The following is a 15,057-nucleotide window of genomic DNA, read 5'->3' on the forward strand; positions in this document are numbered from 1 at the left end:
TTTATTACTCATGCAAGTAACAGCTGAGATGCAGGCCGACACCGGGCAGAGCGTCACCGAGGCCGCGCGCCGCGCGCAGATCCTCACCGCGACCATCGACGCGCTCGCCGAGCTGGGCTACGCGCGCACGTCGTTCGAGCGGCTCCGTGAGCGGGCGGCGCTGAGCAGCACGCGGATCATCACGTATCACTTCGGGACCAGGGCCGATCTGATGAAGGCCGTGCTCGGCACCATCGTCTACGTCAAGGACCAGTTCACGGCGGCGCGCGCCGCGGACAGCACCGACCGCGCGGTGCTACTGCGGGCCTATATCGAAGCGGATGTGGCCTTCCTGAAGCAACATCCGGAGGCGGTGCGTGCGCTGGAGGAGGTGCGGCGCCACGGCGAGCACGACGCGGTCACGGAGGCGCTGATGACCGATCTGCGCTACGGGCGCCTGGAACGTCAGCTACGCCAGGGTCAGGCCGAAGGAGCGTTCGGGGTGTTCGACCCGGCGGTGATGGCGAGGACGGTCGCGCACGCCCTGGACGGCGCGGAGGCTGCGCTGGCCGCGGACCCGGCACTCGACCTGGAGGCCTATGCCCGCGAACTGGCCGACCTGTTCACCAAGGCGACGCGGCCGTGAGGGAAGCGGGAAGATCACTTGCCGACGCAACCACAGCGGGGGTCCAGGGGGCTCGCCCCCGGCGGGGGTTTGGGGTTCGACCCCCAAAAGACACCGGTAACGCGCGCCAGGCCCGCGCTTTCCGCGGGCACACGTCCGCGGATGAGCGCGCGTTACGTGTCCGCTCCGCGGAAGTCTTCCGGGGACACGGAGTCGAGGAACTCGCGGAACTTCTCGACCTCGTCCTCCTGCTCGTCCGGGATGATCAGCCCGGCTTCCTCGAGCACGGACTCCACCGCGTGGATCGGCACCCCGACGCGCAGCGCCAGCGCCACCGAGTCGCTCGGCCGCGCGGAGACCCGGACGTTGCCGTCGAACACCAGCTCCGCGAAGAACGTGCCCTCGCGCAGATCGGTGATCACGACCTGTTCGAGTTCGCGACCCAGCGCGCCGATCACTTCCTTGAGCAGGTCGTGCGTGAGCGGCCGGGCCGGCCGCACACCCTGTTGCTCCAGTGCGATCGCGGTGGCCTCGACGGATCCGATCCAGATCGGGAGGTAACGCTCACCCTCCGTCTCCCGCAGCAACAAGATCGGCTGATTCGCGGGCAGCTCGACCCGCACGCCGACGACGCGCATCTCGCTCATCGGACTTCGCCTCCCTCACCTGTGCGCGGGCCGCAGCGCTGTTTCGAGGATCTCGCATCGACACTGTCGACGCTACCCGTCATCCGCACGCTGTGCTCGCTTCTTCGACTGTGCTCGGTCCGCACCTTCGATGTCGGCAACCCATCACCAACGGTACGGCATCGCAGCCGTTTGGAAGAGTCATGAAACTGTGTCATTAGGTACCCGCCCCGGGAACGGGGCGGATCTTCACCGTGTTCAACCGCCGGTCACACCGCGGATGCCCGCCTTGACCAGCAACGTATGCAACGTGACCGACAGCGCCGCCAGTTCACGCACCATCTCGTCGGCGCGGGCCTGCGCGTCGCTGTCACGCTGCCGGAACACCGGCGTCACGATCTGCTCCAGCAGTCCGACCTCGCGATCCGCCGACGCGCGGAACGCCCGCAGGTGCCTGGGCTCGATGCCGAACTCCGTCATCGCCTTGACGGTTCGCGCCACCAGAACCGCGTCCGGGTCGTAGAAGCCGGCCGCGCCGGACCGGATCAGCCCGTACTGTTCGAGCTCGGCGAGGCTCCCGGAGTCGATTCCCGCCTGATCGAGCAGCTCTTCCTTGGTGAGCCGCACTTCCCTGCCCTGCGCGAAGTCCTCCGCGCCCGGCAGGCCGTCGCCCGCCGACAGCGAGACGAGCTTGCGCGGCAGGCGCGTCGTGCCCGTCTGGTGCCCGTCGCCGCGGTCGGCGGCGTCCAGTTGCTCCTTGATCACCTTCAGGGGCAGGTAGTGATCCCGCTGGGCGGCCAGCACGAAACGCAGGCGCTCGACGTCCGCGGCCGAGAACTGCCGGTAGCCGGACGGCGTCCGGCCGGGCCGCACCAGGCCCTCGGACTCGAGGAACCTGATCTTGGAGATGGTCACATCGGGGAACTCGCCGCGCAGTTGCGCCAGCACGGCCCCGATGCTCAACCCATCGCGCTGTGGCCGCCCGGCAGCCGTCACTGTGCCCCCTGGCCCCCGTGTCCTGGGCCGGTCAGGAAGACCAGGCGGAACTTGCCGATCTGCACCTCGTCGCCACCGGCGAGCACGGCCTGGTCCACCGGCTCGCGGTTGACGTAGGTGCCGTTGAGGCTGCCCACGTCGATCACCACGAACTCGCCGCCCTCACGCCGGAACTCCGCGTGGCGCCGGGACACCGTGACGTCGTCGAGGAAGATGTCGCTGTCCGGGTGCCGGCCCGCGCTGGTGGTGTCCCGGTCGAGCAGGAACCGGGAACCCGCGTTCGGGCCACGCTTGACGACCAGCAGCGCGGATCCGGCCGGCAGCGCGTCGACGCCGGCGACCGAGGGCTCCCGCTCTGCCGGCTCCTGGCCCTCCGACTCCGCCAGGAAGTCGGCCCGGAAGATCGAGGTCCGTTCCGGAGACCGCTCCGGGGGAACGCCGGGCCCGTCGTTCGTGCTCACCTGAGCTCTCCTCACCACTGAAGTGTGTGCCTAGCCTGGAACATGTGCTGCCAACGTACCGTGCCTGATCGGTTCGAGCCCCTGGGGCTCCCCCCAACGGCCGCCGTTATCCGGCCGTGAGCGACTGGTAGGCCTCGGCGTCGAGCAGCGCCTCCACGGCGGCCGCGTCGTCGATCTTGATCTCGATGAGCCAGCCCTCGCCGTAGGGGTCGCTGTTGATCAGCTCGGGCGACTCGGCGACGGCGTCGTTGACCGCCACGACCTCCCCGTCGACCGGTGCGAACAGCTCCGACACGCTCTTGGTCGACTCGACCTCGCCGAAGACGTCACCGGAGGAGAGCTGCTTGCCCACCTCGGGCAGCTCGACGAACACCACGTCCCCGAGCTGGTCCTGCGCGTACTCGGTGATCCCCACCCGCACCGAGTCCGAGCCGGTCGTGACCCACTCGTGTTCTTCGGTGTAGCGCAGCTCTTCTGGAGCGGACAACTCCGGTCCCCTTTCGTCCCAGTCCCCACGACATGTCGGCGAGAGTCTTACATCCGTGGGCCCCGCGCGGCACCCCGGACCGCCCAGATCGTCTGCATGACATACAGCGCCCCCGACCACAGGTACAGCACGCCACCCCAGGTCATGAACGCGTAGGCGACCGGGCGGGCGAACGCGGCCACGGCCGAGCCGCCCTGTGTGAGCAGCAGGAACGGGAACGCGTACATCAGGACGAAGGTCGCGCCCTTGCCGATGTAGGTCACCTCGGGCGGGGCGAACCCGGCGCGGCGCAGCACGAGGATGCACACACCCACGATCAGCTCGCGCAGCACGAGCGGGGCGACCACCCACCACGGCACGATGCCGCGGATCAGGAACGCCGCCAGCGTGGCGACGATGTAGAGCCGGTCGGCGGCCGGGTCGAGCAACTGGCCCAGCTTGCTCATCTGGTCGAGCCAGCGGGCCAGCTTGCCGTCGAGCCAGTCGGTGAGCGCGCTGAAGACCAGCACCGCGAGCGCCCACCCGTCCGCCCTCGGCCCCAGCAGCAGCCACAGGAACAGCGGCACGCCCGCCAGCCGCAGCAGCGACAGGATGTTCGGCACGGTCAGCGCCTGCCGGAGCAGGGAGGGAGGTTCCGCTTCGGTCACCCCTCGCGGGCTGGGCTCGATCACGTGTTCACCCTATGCCCGGCCGGCGCCGTGACGCGGCACGACCTGCGGGTTCGGACAGGGGCGGGGCTCAGCCCGCGCGGCGGTAGCTCCAGCCACGGCGGCGGAGGTCGGCGCTGGTGAGTGCGAGCGGGCGGCCACGGTAGTCGGTGCCCATCCAGCGCGGCTTGCCGCGGCCGGCTTCCAGCACGTAGGGGCGGCCTTGGCTCCACACCACGGTGCACGGGATGGCGGGCGGTTCGGCGGTACGGGTGTCCGGGGACGGTGACTGTGACGCGGTATAGCCGTCGGTATCGGTGCTCATCACTCTCTGGCCTGGTCGGTCTGGTGCCTGCACCGGTCTTGTCGTCCGCACCGCGCGATCCGTTAGCAGAACCACCGGAATTCACCCTGCCGTGCGGAAAACCCACCGTGCGTGTTCGTCCATTGTGGACCTCTGGCGTGTCGCCGGGCGGCGGGGGCCACCCGGGGGTAACCTGCCTGCCGGACCACGCGAGGGAGGCAAGGCGATGCGCACGGCGTTGTTGCTCGGCGGAGCGGGCCTCGCGGCGCTCGCGGTCGCGGCGGGATGCGCGGACGGCCGGACCGCCGCGGCCCCGTCACCCTCCCCCGCCGCCTCGTCGTCGTCCTCCGCCGAGCCTTCGCCTTCGCCTTCGTCGTCGGTGACGCCGTCACCCTCGCCGACTCCGGCGCCACACACCACGAAGGTGCCTGCGACGACGAGCGAGGCCGCGCCGACCGGCGGCGACTGCGGCACGGTTCCCGCCGCGAGCGGACTGACGCTGCGCGTGCTGGACAGCTCGGCGATGGGCATCTCCTGCGCCGACGCGAAAAGCCTGGTGGCCAAGTTCCAGCAGCAGATCACCGGAAAGCAGCCTCCCGGTTCCAGCCAGCCGGTGAGCGCGTCGGTGGACGGCTGGCTGTGCGTGTCCGGCCCGCCCTCCGGAGGCGGCGGTACGAGCTGCAGCCGCGGCGAGCAGACCGTCTTCGCCGAGGCCGCCGCCGAATAAAACCCTCTCCCCGCAAGGAAAACTGAATGAGAACACTGGTCATCCCCCTGGCGGCCTGCGCGTTCGCGCTGGCCGCGTGCGGCACGGACCTCACCACCGCGTCGACGCCGGCCGTGGCCCAGGACCAGACCGAGGCGGCGCGGGAGGTGCCGTGTGGCACCGTCCCCGCGGCCGCCGGCGCACGCGCGAACGTGGTGGTGCGCCGGGGAAACGTGGACTGCGCCCAGGCGACCGCGGTGGTCACCCGGTACTTCGCCCGGCTCTCCCCCAGCGACGCGGCCAGGCCCGATGGCGCGGGCCCGGTCGCGCTCGAGGAGTGGACGTGCGGCAGCGACCCGGGCGTCGCGCTGAACGCCACCTGCTCCACTGAGGACGACCGCGAGATCGACACGACCTCGGCCTGACGGCCGTGCGGGACCTCCGCGACGTCGCGGGGGCCCGCACGGCATGCGGTCAGGACTTCAGGCCGGGGAAGTCCTCCTCGCGGAACTCGCCCGCCGGGCGGTCGCCGGAGCCCTCCTCCTTGCCGCGCAGTTCGACGCGCCGGATCTTGCCCGAGATCGTCTTCGGCAGGTCGGCGAACTGGAGCCTGCGGATTCGCTTGTACGGAGCCAGGTGCTCGCGGCAGAACGCCAGGATGCTCTCCGCCGTCGCCGCGTCGGGCTCGTGCCCGGAGGCCAGCACGACGTAGGCCTTGGGCACCGCGAGCCGGATCGGGTCCGGCGCGGGCACCACGGCCGCTTCGGCGACCGCGTCGTGCTCCAGCAGCACGCTTTCCAGCTCGAACGGCGAGATGCGGTAGTCCGAGGCCTTGAACACGTCATCGGTGCGCCCGACGTAGGTGATGTAGCCGTCCTCGTCGATCGAGCCGACGTCACCGGTGTGGTAGAAGCCGCCGGCGAACGCGCGGCCGGTGCGCTCGTCGTCGTCGGCGTAGCCGACCATCAGCCCCACCGGCCGGTGCGCCATGTCGAGACAGATCTCGCCCTCGGTAGCGCGCTCCCCGGTGACCGGGTCGACCAGCGCGACGGTGAAGCCGGGCAGCGGCCGTCCCATCGAGCCGGACTTGACCTCCTGGCCGGGCGTGTTCGCGATCTGCACGCTGCTCTCGGTCTGCCCGAACCCGTCGCGGATGGTCACACCCCAGGCCTTGCGCACCTGGTCGATCACCTCGGGGTTGAGCGGCTCGCCCGCGCCGACCACCTTGCGCGGCGGCGTCTTCAGCGCCGAGAGGTCCGCCTGGATCAGCATCCGCCACACCGTCGGCGGCGCGCAGAAGCTCGTGATGCCGCACCGGTCCATTTGCGACATCAGTGCGACCGCGTCGAACCTGGTGTAGTTGTACAGGAACACCGTCGCCTCGGCGTTCCACGGCGCGAACACGTTGCTCCACGCGTGTTTGGCCCAGCCCGGCGAGGAGATGTTCAAGTGGACATCGCCCGGTTCGAGCCCGATCCAGTACATTGTGGACAGATGCCCCACCGGGTACGAAACGTGCGTGTGCTGCACGAGTTTGGGCTTGGCGGTGGTACCCGAGGTGAAGTAGAGCAGCAGCGGGTCGGTGGCCGAGGTCGTGCCCTCGGCCGCGAACTCCGCCGGCGCGGTGTAGGCGTCCGAGAAGGACAGCCAGCCCGGCGTGGGCTCGCCCACCGCGACGCGCGTGTAGTCGCCGGGCACATCGGCGAACTTGGGCGCGTCCACCGACCGCACCACGACGTGCTTCGCCGCACCCCGGTCGACCCGGTCGCGCAGGTCCTCGGCGCCCAGCAGGGTCGACGCCGGGATGATCACGGCGCCGAGCTTGATGGCGGCCAGGATCGTCTCCCACAGTTCGACCTGGTTGCCCAGCATGAGGATCAGCCGGTCGCCGCGCCGCACGCCGTGCCCGCGCAGCCAGTTCGCCACCTGGTTCGACCGCCGCGCCATCTCCGGGAAGGTCCAGCGCCCCTCGGAGCCGTCCTCCTCGACGATCCACAGCGCGTAGCGTTCGGCGTTGGCCGGATCGGCGGCGATCACGTCGAACCAGTCGAGCGCCCAGTTGAACTCGGTCAGCTCCGGCCAGGCGAAACCCTGGTACGCGGTGTCGTAGTCCTCGCGGTGTGCCAGCAGGTAGTCCCTTGCCTGGCGGAAGGCGTCGCTCACCTTATTCTCCCTTGAAGTCCGGCTTCCTGCGTTCCATGAAGGCCTGCACCGCTTCGGTCAGGTCCTTGCTGGGCAGGAACGCGGCGTTCCACGTCGAGACGTACCGTAACCCGTCGGCGACCTGACGGTCGGTGTTGAGGGAGAGCACGTCCTTGATGCCCTGCAGCACCAGCGGCGGGTTGGCGGCCATTTCCCCGGCCAGTTCGCGGGCCGCGGCCAGCGCCGCCTCCTGGTCGGCGTGCACGTCGTTGACCAGGCCGATCTTCTCCGCGCGGGCGGCGTCGATGTCCTTGCCGGTCAGCGCCAGCTCCCGCAGGTGACCTTCGCCGATGATCCCGGCCAGCCGTTGCAGGCTGCCGAGGTCGGCCACGATCGCGACCTTGGCCTCGCGGACGCTGAACTTGGCGTCCGCGCTGGCCACCCGCACGTCGGCGGCGGCGATCACGTCGACCCCGCCGCCGATGCACCAGCCGGAGACGGCGGCGACGACGGGCGTGCGGCAGTTGGCGACCGCGTTCACGCTGTCCTGCAGCCTGCGGATCTCCTTCATGAACGTGGTGCGCGGGCCGGCCAGCGCGTCCGCGGCGAGCAACGGCGCCCAGTCGCCCATCATGGCGGGCAGGTCGAGGCCGTAGGAGAAATTGCCCCCGCTGCCGGTGAGCACGATCGCTCGGACTTCCGGGTCGGCGTCCAGCTCTGCGAACACCAGCGGCAGCTCACGCCAGAAGTCAGGGCCCATCGCGTTGCCCTTGGACGGGCCGAGCAGCGTCACCTCGGCGATCCGCCCCGTGCGTTCGACTTTGAGGGCCACGAGGCCGGTGGTATCAGTCATGCCTGCCATCTTGACAATCGCGTGCGGGGGTGCCGCACCCGACCGGTCCTCCTCCGCGGAGTTCCCGCGTCACTCCCGCTTCGTGCGGTCCTGATGACGAACGTGGTTTGCTAGAGACATGGCCACGCGAGTTCTCGAGCTGGCTGGATCCTTCACCTTCGAGGGGCACCGGCTGGCCTACACCGAGTACGGCACGGGTGACAAGGCCGTGGTGCTCACCCACGGCATCATGTTCACCCGCCGCATGCATGCTCCGCTGGCCCGGAAGATCGCCGCCGAAGGGTTCCGGGTCGTCACGCTCGATCTGCTCGGGCACGGCGAGTCCGACCGGCCCACCGAGTCGTGGCGCTACTCGATCCCCGCGTTCGCGGTGCAGGTCGTGGCGTTGCTCGATCACCTGGGCATCGAACGCGCGGTCATCGGCGGGACGTCGCTGGGCGCGAACGTGGCGCTGGAGGTCGCCGCGGCGGCACCCGAGCGCATGCACGGCATGATCGTGGAGATGCCGGTGCTGGACAACGCGATCGTGGCCGGGCTGCTGACGTTCGCGCCGCTGCTGTTCGCCGCCCGGTTCCTGCCCTTCACCGTGCAGGGCGTGGCGCACACGGCGGGCCTGGTGCCGCACGGCAGCCAGTGGGTCGACGTCATCACCGACACGCTCGAGCAGCGCCCGGCGTCGATGGCCGCGCTGCTGCACGGCTGCTTCTTCGGGCGCATCGCGCCGCCGAAGGCCGTGCGCAAGCAGCTCAAGGTGCCCGCACTCGTGATCGGTCACCAGCGGGACCCGATCCACCCGTTCGGCGACGCCGACACGCTGGCCGCCGATCTGCCGGAGGCCGAGTTCATCGAGGCACGCAGCCCCGTGGAGCTCCGGATCGATCCGCGGCGGCTGACCGAGGCGATCCTGGACTTCGTGCGGCGCCGTTACCCGGACTGAGCGATTCCGGCGACCGGGCCGAACACCGTCACCGCGGGCGGGCGCACCCCGGCTTCCTTCGCGTCGGCGGCCACCTTGTCCAAAGTGGAGCGCAGCACGCGCTGGGTGGGCATGGTGCCGTCCTCGACGATCGCGACCGGGGTGTCCGCGGGCCGCCCGGCGGCCAGCAGCGCGTCGGCGAACTGACCGAGCCGCTCCACACCCATCATCAGCACGATCGTGCCCTTCAGCTTCCCGAGCGCGTGCCAGTCCACAAGGGAGGCCTTGTGCCCGGGCGGCACGTGCCCGGAGACGACCACGACCTCGTGCGCGACGCCGCGATGGGTGACCGGCACGTCGGCGACCGCGGGGACGGCGAAGGCGCTGGTGATGCCGGGAACCATCGTGACGGGCACGCCGGCCTCGGCGCAGGCGAGCACCTCCTCGAACCCGCGGCCGAACAGATACGGGTCGCCCCCCTTGAGCCGGACCACGAACTTGCCCGCCTTGGCGTTCTCGACCAGCGCCGAGTTGATCACGTCCTGGCTCGCGGCCCGGCCGTACGGGATCTTCGCCGCGTCCACGATCTCGACCTCGGCGGGCAGCTCGTCCAGCAGCTCGCGCGGCGCGAGCCGGTCCACCACGACGACGTCGGCGCGGGCCAGCAGCCTGCGGCCCTTGACGGTGATCAGCTCGGGGTCGCCGGGGCCGCCGCCGACCAGCGCGACGCCGGGCAGCTCGCCGATCTCGGCGGTGGGCGCGCCGTCGGCGACGAGGCCGGTGTGCAGCGCCTCGATGAGGTTGTCCCGGACCGCCGCGGAGCGCAGCGGGTCCCCGCCGGAGAGCACCCCGACGACCAGCCCCTCGTGCCGGCCGACCGCGGCGGTGACGGCGGTGCCCTCGATGCCGGCGTCGGCCCGCACGCAGAACACGCGGCGGCGCTCGGCCTCGGCGCAGATCTCGGCGTTGACCTCGGGATCGTCCGTACAGGCCAGCGCGTACCAGGCGCCGTCGAGGTCACCCTCGGTGTAGCGGCGCTGATGCCAGACCAGCTCCCCGGCATCGACCATGGCGCTGACGGCGGGCGTGGTGTGCGGGGAGATCAACTCGACGGCGGCACCGGTGCTGATCAGGCGCGGGAGGCGCCGTTGCGCGACGGTGCCACCCCCGACCAGGACGACGCGGCGGCCACGGAGGTCGAGACCGACGAGGTAGTGGTGGTCTTCGGGCATGCCGTTAAGCATGACTGTTCGTGCCCACCGATGTGTACCTGGGCCACAGGAGTGTGAGCAACTCCGTATTGCCGCGGCCGGCCCGCCGCCCGCGAGGGGCCGGCCGGCCTCAGCCTAGGTGTAGCCGGTGCCGGCTGGTGGAGCGCAGCTTGCGCGAGGAGACGCGACCCGACGAGGCGCAGGACGGTCAACTGGTTGGCTGGTAGAGCCCGCCCAGGAACTCCAGCAACAGGCGTTCGCGCAGTGCGGGGCGGGCTTGTGCCAGCAGGGTGTTGATCTCGGCCATCCTCGCCGGAAGCGCGCCGCCACCGGACAGGCCCGCAGCGGCCAGCAGGCCCGCGAATTGTTCGCTGGTAAGGGTGTCCGGGTCGAGTGTGGCGACGAATGCCGCGACGTCCGGATCGACCTCGACGGGGCCGCGTTCGCGTGCGGCATCGACCGAGGTGGCGAGATCGGCCAGGAACTGTGCCTCGCTCCCCCGGTTCGCGGCCGTCACGGTCAGGTGCAGGTTCATCGGCGAGGTTTCGAACGCGAACTGCGGCTGCACGTACCAGCCCCGCTCACGCATCTCGTCGGCGACGGTGAACAGGTCGAACCCGTCATCGGTTGCGGCGACGGCGAGCAGCGTCGATTCCGGCTCGCCCAGCACGCGCAAGCCGTTGATCCGCGCGATCCCCTCACGCAGCCGGCGCACGGCGTCCAGGGTGTGCTCCGCGAGCCGCAGGTAGCCCTCGTCCCCGATGTGCCGCAGCACCGCCCACGCCGCGGCCGGCGGCCCGCCCGAGCGCGTGGACTGGATCGTCGTGTTCAGCATCGTGTAGCCGGGCCAGCGTGCGCTCGCGAAGTAGTGTCCGCGCCGCAGGCCGGCGTCGGCATGCAGCAGCACCGACACGCCCTTCGGGCAGTACGCGTACTTGTGCAGGTCGACCGAGATGCTGGTGACGCCCTCGACACCGAAACCGAACTCCGGCACCGGCCGCCCGAGCCGCCGGAAGTACGGCAGCACCCAGCCGCCGATACACGCGTCCACGTGCATCCGCACCCCGCGCCGGGCCGCGGCCGCGGCGACGGGCGCGATCGGGTCGATCACGCCATGGGCGTAGGACGGCGCACTGGCCACGACGAGCACGGTCGAATCGTCGATCGCCGCGGCCATCGCGCCCGGGTCGGCGCGGAAGGTCACCGGGTCCACCGGCACCGCGACCGCCCGCACCCGGAACAGGTGCGCCGCCTTGTGAAAGGCCGCGTGCGCGGTCGAGGGCAGCACGATCGACGGCTCGGCGATGTCCGGCCGGGCTTCGCGCGCGGCCAGCACCGCCAGCAGGCACGACTCCGTACCGCCCGAGGTCACCGAGCCCACTCCCCCGCCCAGCAGCCGGGCGGCGGCCGCCACGAGATCGTTCTCCATCCGCAGCAGGCTCGGAAACGCCGTCGGGTCCAGCCCGTTCGCCGAGGACGCGAGCGCGTACGCCGCGGCGGCGAGTTCGTCCAGCCCGTCGAGCCCGCTGTCGTAGACGTAGGCCAGGGTGTGCCCGCCGTGCGTGGGCAGGTCCCCGGCCCGCAGCGCCCGCAGTTCGCCGAGGATGTCGCTCATCCCAGCACCGAACGCCGCAGCAACGGAATGCCGAGCACCACGAGGATTCCGGGCACGAGCGAGAAACCGAGCAGGATCGCGGTCACCGCGCTGTCCGGCTGCGGCGCGAGGCCGTCGGAGGAAGGCACGTAGGAGCCGATCGTCAGCAGCAGCCCGAACAGGCCCGGGCCCAGCGCCAGCCCGAGCGTCTCCGAGGCCGTCCACACCCCGGCGGCGATCCCGGCCCGGGTCTGGCCGGTGCGCTCCTCTTCGGCGCTGATCAAATCGGGCAGGATCGCCAGCGGGAACACCTGGATACCCGCGTAGCCGACACCGGCCAGCGCCACGAACACGAACGACACCCCGACCGGGAGCAGCAGCGCCAGGCACAGCCCCAGCGCGCCGATCCCGAAGGCGATGCACGCGAAGCGGAAGCCCCACAGCTTGCCCCACCGCGCCCCGAGCCGCGGCCACAGCGGCATCGTGATCAGCGCCGGGCCGACGAACCCGACGAACAGCGCGGTCTGCAGGCTCGCGTCGCCGAACACGTGCCGCGCCGCGTAGTTCACCCCGGCCAGCAGCGTGCCGAGGCCGAGTGCCTGCACGAAGTACACGCCCAGCAGCCAGCGGAACGGCCGCCACGCGCGCATCGTGGCGATCAGCTCACCGAAACTGACGGCGTTCGGCCGCAGCGACCCGACCGGCGCCGTCCTCGTGCCCAGCAGGACGCCGATCGTGCCGACGATCATCACCAGCCCGATCGCGATGCCCATGGCGCGGTAACCGGAAACCCCGCCGATCGCCTCGGTGATCGCGGGCGCCCCGCCGCCGGAGATCAGGATCGCGACGGCGAGCAGCCCTATCCGCCAGCTGGTCAGTTTCGTGCGCTCGTGGTAGGAGTCGGTCAGCTCCGCGGGCAGTGCGTTGTAGGGCACCTGGAAGAAGGCGTAAGCCGTGGCGGCGAGCAGGAACGCGAGAACCACATACGTCGCGTCGGCCGCGGTGTTGCCGAACCCCGGATGCGCGAAGATCACGGCGAACAGGATCGCGACACCGATCCCGCCGAAGAGCAGGAACCGGCGGCGACTGCCGTGCCGGGCCAGGCTCGCGTCCGACAGCCGCCCGGCGATCGGGTTGAACACCACGTCCCACGCCTTGGGCACGAGCACGATCACACCGGCGACCGCGCCCGGCACCGCCATCGTGTCGGTCAGGTAGGGCAACAGCAACAGGCCGGGCACCGTGCCGAACGCGCCCGTGGTGAACGAGCCGAGCGAGTAGCCGAACCTCGTCGAAGCCGGGAGCGTGGCCATGGCCCTCCTTGTGCGACACGGTAACCGGGACGAATCGTGTCACCGCGCTTCGGCAGGCCAGTGACCGGGGCCACCGAACCAGCGGGCCCCGTCGGTCACGACACCACGAACGCCCGCGAGGTCCCGCGGAACGGCGTGATCGTGCCGCCCGGCGCCTTCGAGTCGCCACTGTGGACGATGCGGTAGCTGCCGAACGGGGTGCCGTCCGGGATGTCCCACGTGATCGTCGCCTTGGACTGGGCGAGAAAGGTGCGGGTCCAGCGGTATTTCGTGGCCCAGTCGCCGTCGTCGGCGTGCCGCGTCCAGGCGCCGCCGACGAGCCGCTGGATCTCCAGGAACGTCCCGTTGCGGTGCAGGTCGTTCTTGGGGTGCCCGGTCACGAACTCGGCCACGACCTGCTCGCCGCGCCGGTAGGCGCGCTTCGGTTCGGTCAGCACGTCGCCGAACTTCTTCAGCGGCGGCGCACTGTCGAGCACCACGCCGGGCTGGAAGTTGAGCTGGTCGCCGGACAGGTCGCGCGGCGCCGGCCCGTGCGGCACCGCGGCGCCCGTGCGCATCGCGGACGCGAGCTTCGCGAACTCCTGCTGGTACGCGGGCAGGGTGTAGCGGCCGAACAGCGTCGAGGCACCCTCGTACTGCTGACTGTCGTACTCCTCGGGTGTGGTGACGTACTGGCTGTAGGCGTTGGCGTAGCCCTGCATCAGCACGTTCTCCAGCGGCACGCCGAGTTCGGCGGCGACGGTGCGCCGGATGCGCAGCCCGGCGACGATCGTGTACTCGGCGGGCCCGCCGACGAGGTAGAGCTGGCCGAGCCGGACGATCTGCAGCGGAAGCATTTCCGGCGCCCACGGATAGGGCTTCATCAGCCCGAACGGCACCGCGACGAGCTTGGGCGCCTGCTCGCCGGCCAACGCCCGCGGGATCGGCGCGTCCGCTCCCCCGAGCGCCTCGATGAACGGGTTGCGCACCCCCTCCGGCAGCGGCAGGCCGGGACCGTCCTCGGTACTGCCCGCCAGCATCGACACCCCGATCGCGGCCGGCGCGGTCCGGTGCGTGCGGCCGTCCGGGGTGTACTTCCCGTCGACGGTCACTCCAGACATGTCCACATAGGACAATCGGGAGCCGAGGGCCCCGCCGATGGGCTCCGCGGCCGCGTCGAAGGCACGTTTCGCGGCGTCGAACTGGCGCTGACCGATGATCCTGGTGTTCTCGAACTCGTCGTCGGTCGGTCCGGAGCCGGGCTTGAGGTTGAGGTTCGGGGACATGTCGCCGGAGTTGGTCTGCGGGAAACACGCCACGAACCCCGGCGGGCCGTCGAGGTAGCGCACACCGGCGTGGTCGTGCTCCCATGCGTAGGCCGCGTATCCCTTGTTGTCGCCGCTGATCAGCTTGTTGCCGTTGGTCATCGAGGTGCCGTGCGTGGCGAACCAGCAGATCGCGCCGATGTCCTGTCCCGACCGCGAGAACCGCAGCACGGTGACCGCGGGATCGATCGAGAGGGGGAAATGGTCCTTGTCCGGCTGCGGGTTGAGCTCGAAGGCGACCCGGGAACGGTTGACGCTCGCGTCCGTCAGCTCGCTGCGGCCGAGGGTGATCTCCCCTGGCTGAAGATCGGCGTGCGCGCGCTGGATCGCCTCGAAGATCCCGTCCACCTGCGCGTCGTAGGTCTGCCGCTGGAAACCGAGGATGGAGAGGTTGTACGCGACGTACCAGGAGGAACCGCCGCAGCCGGCGTGCGTGTGCGTCGCGTTGAGCAGCACGTTGCGTTCGGTATAGAGATCGCCGTGGGCCGCGGCGAGCTTCGCCATCACGCCCTGGTGGACGGACTGGAACAGCGCGCCGAGGTCGGCGTTGACGTAGCAGATCCGGGTGCCCGCGCCGTCCACCACGATGTACGCGCGGGCGCGGGTGCGCAGGTGAATGCCCGCGGTCTGCTGCTGTGGCATCGAGTAGCCCATCATGCCGCATTCGGCCGCGGGGCCGGTCACGTCAGCGATGCCGACGCCGACGAGGTACCCCTCACCTTGCGCCGCAACGGCTTCCGCCGGGCCGGGCACGCCCGCGGCGAGCGGCGCCACGGCCGCTCCCGCCAGTACCGTCCGCCTGCTGACCTCCACGACGCCTCCCGTCAACATGAAGCTCATTCACGTTAACCGGGGACCCTACGGCAAAGGCGCCGCGGAGGCTACTGGTGAGT

The 15,057-nt window shown here is 70.7% G+C and carries 16 protein-coding genes; 4 read left to right on the forward strand and 12 right to left on the reverse strand.

Annotation, left to right across the window (positions count from 1 at the left end):
* The first annotated feature begins 10 nt into the window (after positions 1–10).
* The gene (locus HFP15_RS06945; RefSeq protein WP_168512689.1) at positions 11–625 is read left to right on the forward strand and encodes a TetR/AcrR family transcriptional regulator; all 615 of its coding nucleotides are present in this window, start codon (positions 11–13) and stop codon (positions 623–625) included.
* A 152-nt stretch (positions 626–777) separates the two neighbouring features.
* On the opposite strand, the gene HFP15_RS06950 is transcribed toward HFP15_RS06945, so the two are convergent.
* The 6 genes from HFP15_RS06950 to HFP15_RS06975 form a co-directional block, all read right to left on the reverse strand.
* The gene (locus HFP15_RS06950) at positions 778–1,251 is read right to left on the reverse strand and encodes a bifunctional nuclease family protein (protein WP_168512691.1); all 474 of its coding nucleotides are present in this window, start codon (positions 1,249–1,251) and stop codon (positions 778–780) included.
* A 237-nt stretch (positions 1,252–1,488) separates the two neighbouring features.
* Entirely contained in the window at positions 1,489–2,226 is a 738-nt protein-coding gene (gene ftsR, locus HFP15_RS06955) for a transcriptional regulator FtsR (protein WP_168512693.1), read from the reverse strand.
* Entirely contained in the window at positions 2,223–2,687 is a 465-nt protein-coding gene (gene garA, locus HFP15_RS06960; protein WP_168512695.1) for a glycogen accumulation regulator GarA, read from the reverse strand. Before garA ends, ftsR begins: the two co-directional genes overlap by 4 nt.
* Positions 2,688–2,793: 106 nt before the next feature.
* Positions 2,794–3,174, reverse strand: coding sequence for a glycine cleavage system protein GcvH (gcvH, locus tag HFP15_RS06965; RefSeq protein ID WP_168512697.1), 381 nt, complete (start codon positions 3,172–3,174; stop codon positions 2,794–2,796).
* 47 nt (positions 3,175–3,221) lie between these two features.
* On the reverse strand, positions 3,222–3,845 hold the full coding sequence (gene clsA / locus HFP15_RS06970) for a cardiolipin synthase ClsA (RefSeq protein ID WP_312871496.1): 624 nt from the start codon (positions 3,843–3,845) through the stop codon (positions 3,222–3,224).
* A 67-nt stretch (positions 3,846–3,912) separates the two neighbouring features.
* Complete coding sequence (locus tag HFP15_RS06975) at positions 3,913–4,146, reverse strand: hypothetical protein (RefSeq protein WP_168512568.1); 234 nt, start codon at positions 4,144–4,146, stop codon at positions 3,913–3,915.
* 205 nt (positions 4,147–4,351) lie between these two features.
* Between HFP15_RS06975 and HFP15_RS42595 the strand changes: the two genes are divergently transcribed.
* Together HFP15_RS42595 and HFP15_RS06985 are read left to right on the forward strand one after the other, a co-directional pair.
* On the forward strand, positions 4,352–4,852 hold the full coding sequence (locus HFP15_RS42595; RefSeq protein WP_246271484.1) for a hypothetical protein: 501 nt from the start codon (positions 4,352–4,354) through the stop codon (positions 4,850–4,852).
* Between the two features lie 26 nt (positions 4,853–4,878).
* On the forward strand, positions 4,879–5,256 hold the full coding sequence (locus tag HFP15_RS06985) for a hypothetical protein (protein ID WP_168512699.1): 378 nt from the start codon (positions 4,879–4,881) through the stop codon (positions 5,254–5,256).
* Positions 5,257–5,305: 49 nt separating this feature from the next.
* Here HFP15_RS06985 and HFP15_RS06990 read toward each other — a convergent pair whose 3' ends face one another.
* Together HFP15_RS06990 and HFP15_RS06995 are read right to left on the reverse strand one after the other, a co-directional pair.
* Positions 5,306–6,994: an AMP-binding protein gene (locus tag HFP15_RS06990; protein WP_168512701.1), complete on the reverse strand. Its 1,689-nt coding sequence runs from the start codon at positions 6,992–6,994 to the stop codon at positions 5,306–5,308.
* A 1-nt stretch (position 6,995) separates the two neighbouring features.
* Complete coding sequence (locus HFP15_RS06995; RefSeq protein WP_376768855.1) at positions 6,996–7,835, reverse strand: crotonase/enoyl-CoA hydratase family protein; 840 nt, start codon at positions 7,833–7,835, stop codon at positions 6,996–6,998.
* Between the two features lie 109 nt (positions 7,836–7,944).
* Between HFP15_RS06995 and HFP15_RS07000 the strand changes: the two genes are divergently transcribed.
* Positions 7,945–8,763, forward strand: a complete 819-nt coding sequence (locus HFP15_RS07000; protein ID WP_168512705.1) for an alpha/beta fold hydrolase — start codon at positions 7,945–7,947, stop codon at positions 8,761–8,763.
* Here HFP15_RS07000 and cobA read toward each other — a convergent pair.
* From cobA to HFP15_RS07020, 4 genes are all read right to left on the reverse strand, one after another.
* A complete protein-coding gene (cobA, locus tag HFP15_RS07005; protein ID WP_168512707.1) occupies positions 8,751–9,974 on the reverse strand; it encodes a uroporphyrinogen-III C-methyltransferase in 1,224 nt (407 codons plus the stop codon). The two genes, HFP15_RS07000 and cobA, sit on opposite strands and share 13 nt — an antisense overlap.
* A gap of 187 nt (positions 9,975–10,161) precedes the next feature.
* Positions 10,162–11,568 (reverse strand): pyridoxal phosphate-dependent decarboxylase family protein, encoded by a 1,407-nt coding sequence (locus tag HFP15_RS07010; RefSeq protein ID WP_168512709.1) that lies wholly within the window; start codon positions 11,566–11,568, stop codon positions 10,162–10,164.
* Positions 11,565–12,860: an MFS transporter gene (locus HFP15_RS07015; protein WP_168512711.1), complete on the reverse strand. Its 1,296-nt coding sequence runs from the start codon at positions 12,858–12,860 to the stop codon at positions 11,565–11,567. The genes HFP15_RS07010 and HFP15_RS07015 overlap by 4 nt, the downstream gene beginning before the upstream one ends.
* A gap of 95 nt (positions 12,861–12,955) precedes the next feature.
* Positions 12,956–14,995: a neutral/alkaline ceramidase gene (locus HFP15_RS07020; protein WP_210716826.1), complete on the reverse strand. Its 2,040-nt coding sequence runs from the start codon at positions 14,993–14,995 to the stop codon at positions 12,956–12,958.
* Between the last annotated feature and the right edge of the window lie 62 nt (positions 14,996–15,057).

The organism is Amycolatopsis acididurans, from assembly GCF_012328925.1.
GTDB classification, from domain to species: Bacteria; Actinomycetota; Actinomycetes; order Mycobacteriales; family Pseudonocardiaceae; genus Amycolatopsis_E; species Amycolatopsis_E acididurans.

What these genes read in the sequence shown, in the direction of transcription:
- HFP15_RS07010 (WP_168512709.1), bottom strand. Translation starts at nt 11,568, where the DNA reads ATGAGCGACATCCTCGGCGAACTGCGGGCGCTGCGGGCCGGGGACCTG.
- HFP15_RS07015 (WP_168512711.1), bottom strand. Translation starts at nt 12,860, where the DNA reads ATGGCCACGCTCCCGGCTTCGACGAGGTTCGGCTACTCGCTCGGCTCG.
- HFP15_RS06985 (WP_168512699.1), top strand. Translation starts at nt 4,879, where the DNA reads ATGAGAACACTGGTCATCCCCCTGGCGGCCTGCGCGTTCGCGCTGGCC.
- HFP15_RS06975 (WP_168512568.1), bottom strand. Translation starts at nt 4,146, where the DNA reads ATGAGCACCGATACCGACGGCTATACCGCGTCACAGTCACCGTCCCCG.
- HFP15_RS06995 (WP_376768855.1), bottom strand. Translation starts at nt 7,835, where the DNA reads ATGGCAGGCATGACTGATACCACCGGCCTCGTGGCCCTCAAAGTCGAA.
- HFP15_RS07000 (WP_168512705.1), top strand. Translation starts at nt 7,945, where the DNA reads ATGGCCACGCGAGTTCTCGAGCTGGCTGGATCCTTCACCTTCGAGGGG.
- HFP15_RS06945 (WP_168512689.1), top strand. Translation starts at nt 11, where the DNA reads ATGCAAGTAACAGCTGAGATGCAGGCCGACACCGGGCAGAGCGTCACC.
- cobA (WP_168512707.1), bottom strand. Translation starts at nt 9,974, where the DNA reads ATGCCCGAAGACCACCACTACCTCGTCGGTCTCGACCTCCGTGGCCGC.
- HFP15_RS06950 (WP_168512691.1), bottom strand. Translation starts at nt 1,251, where the DNA reads ATGAGCGAGATGCGCGTCGTCGGCGTGCGGGTCGAGCTGCCCGCGAAT.
- HFP15_RS42595 (WP_246271484.1), top strand. Translation starts at nt 4,352, where the DNA reads ATGCGCACGGCGTTGTTGCTCGGCGGAGCGGGCCTCGCGGCGCTCGCG.
- HFP15_RS07020 (WP_210716826.1), bottom strand. Translation starts at nt 14,995, where the DNA reads ATGTTGACGGGAGGCGTCGTGGAGGTCAGCAGGCGGACGGTACTGGCG.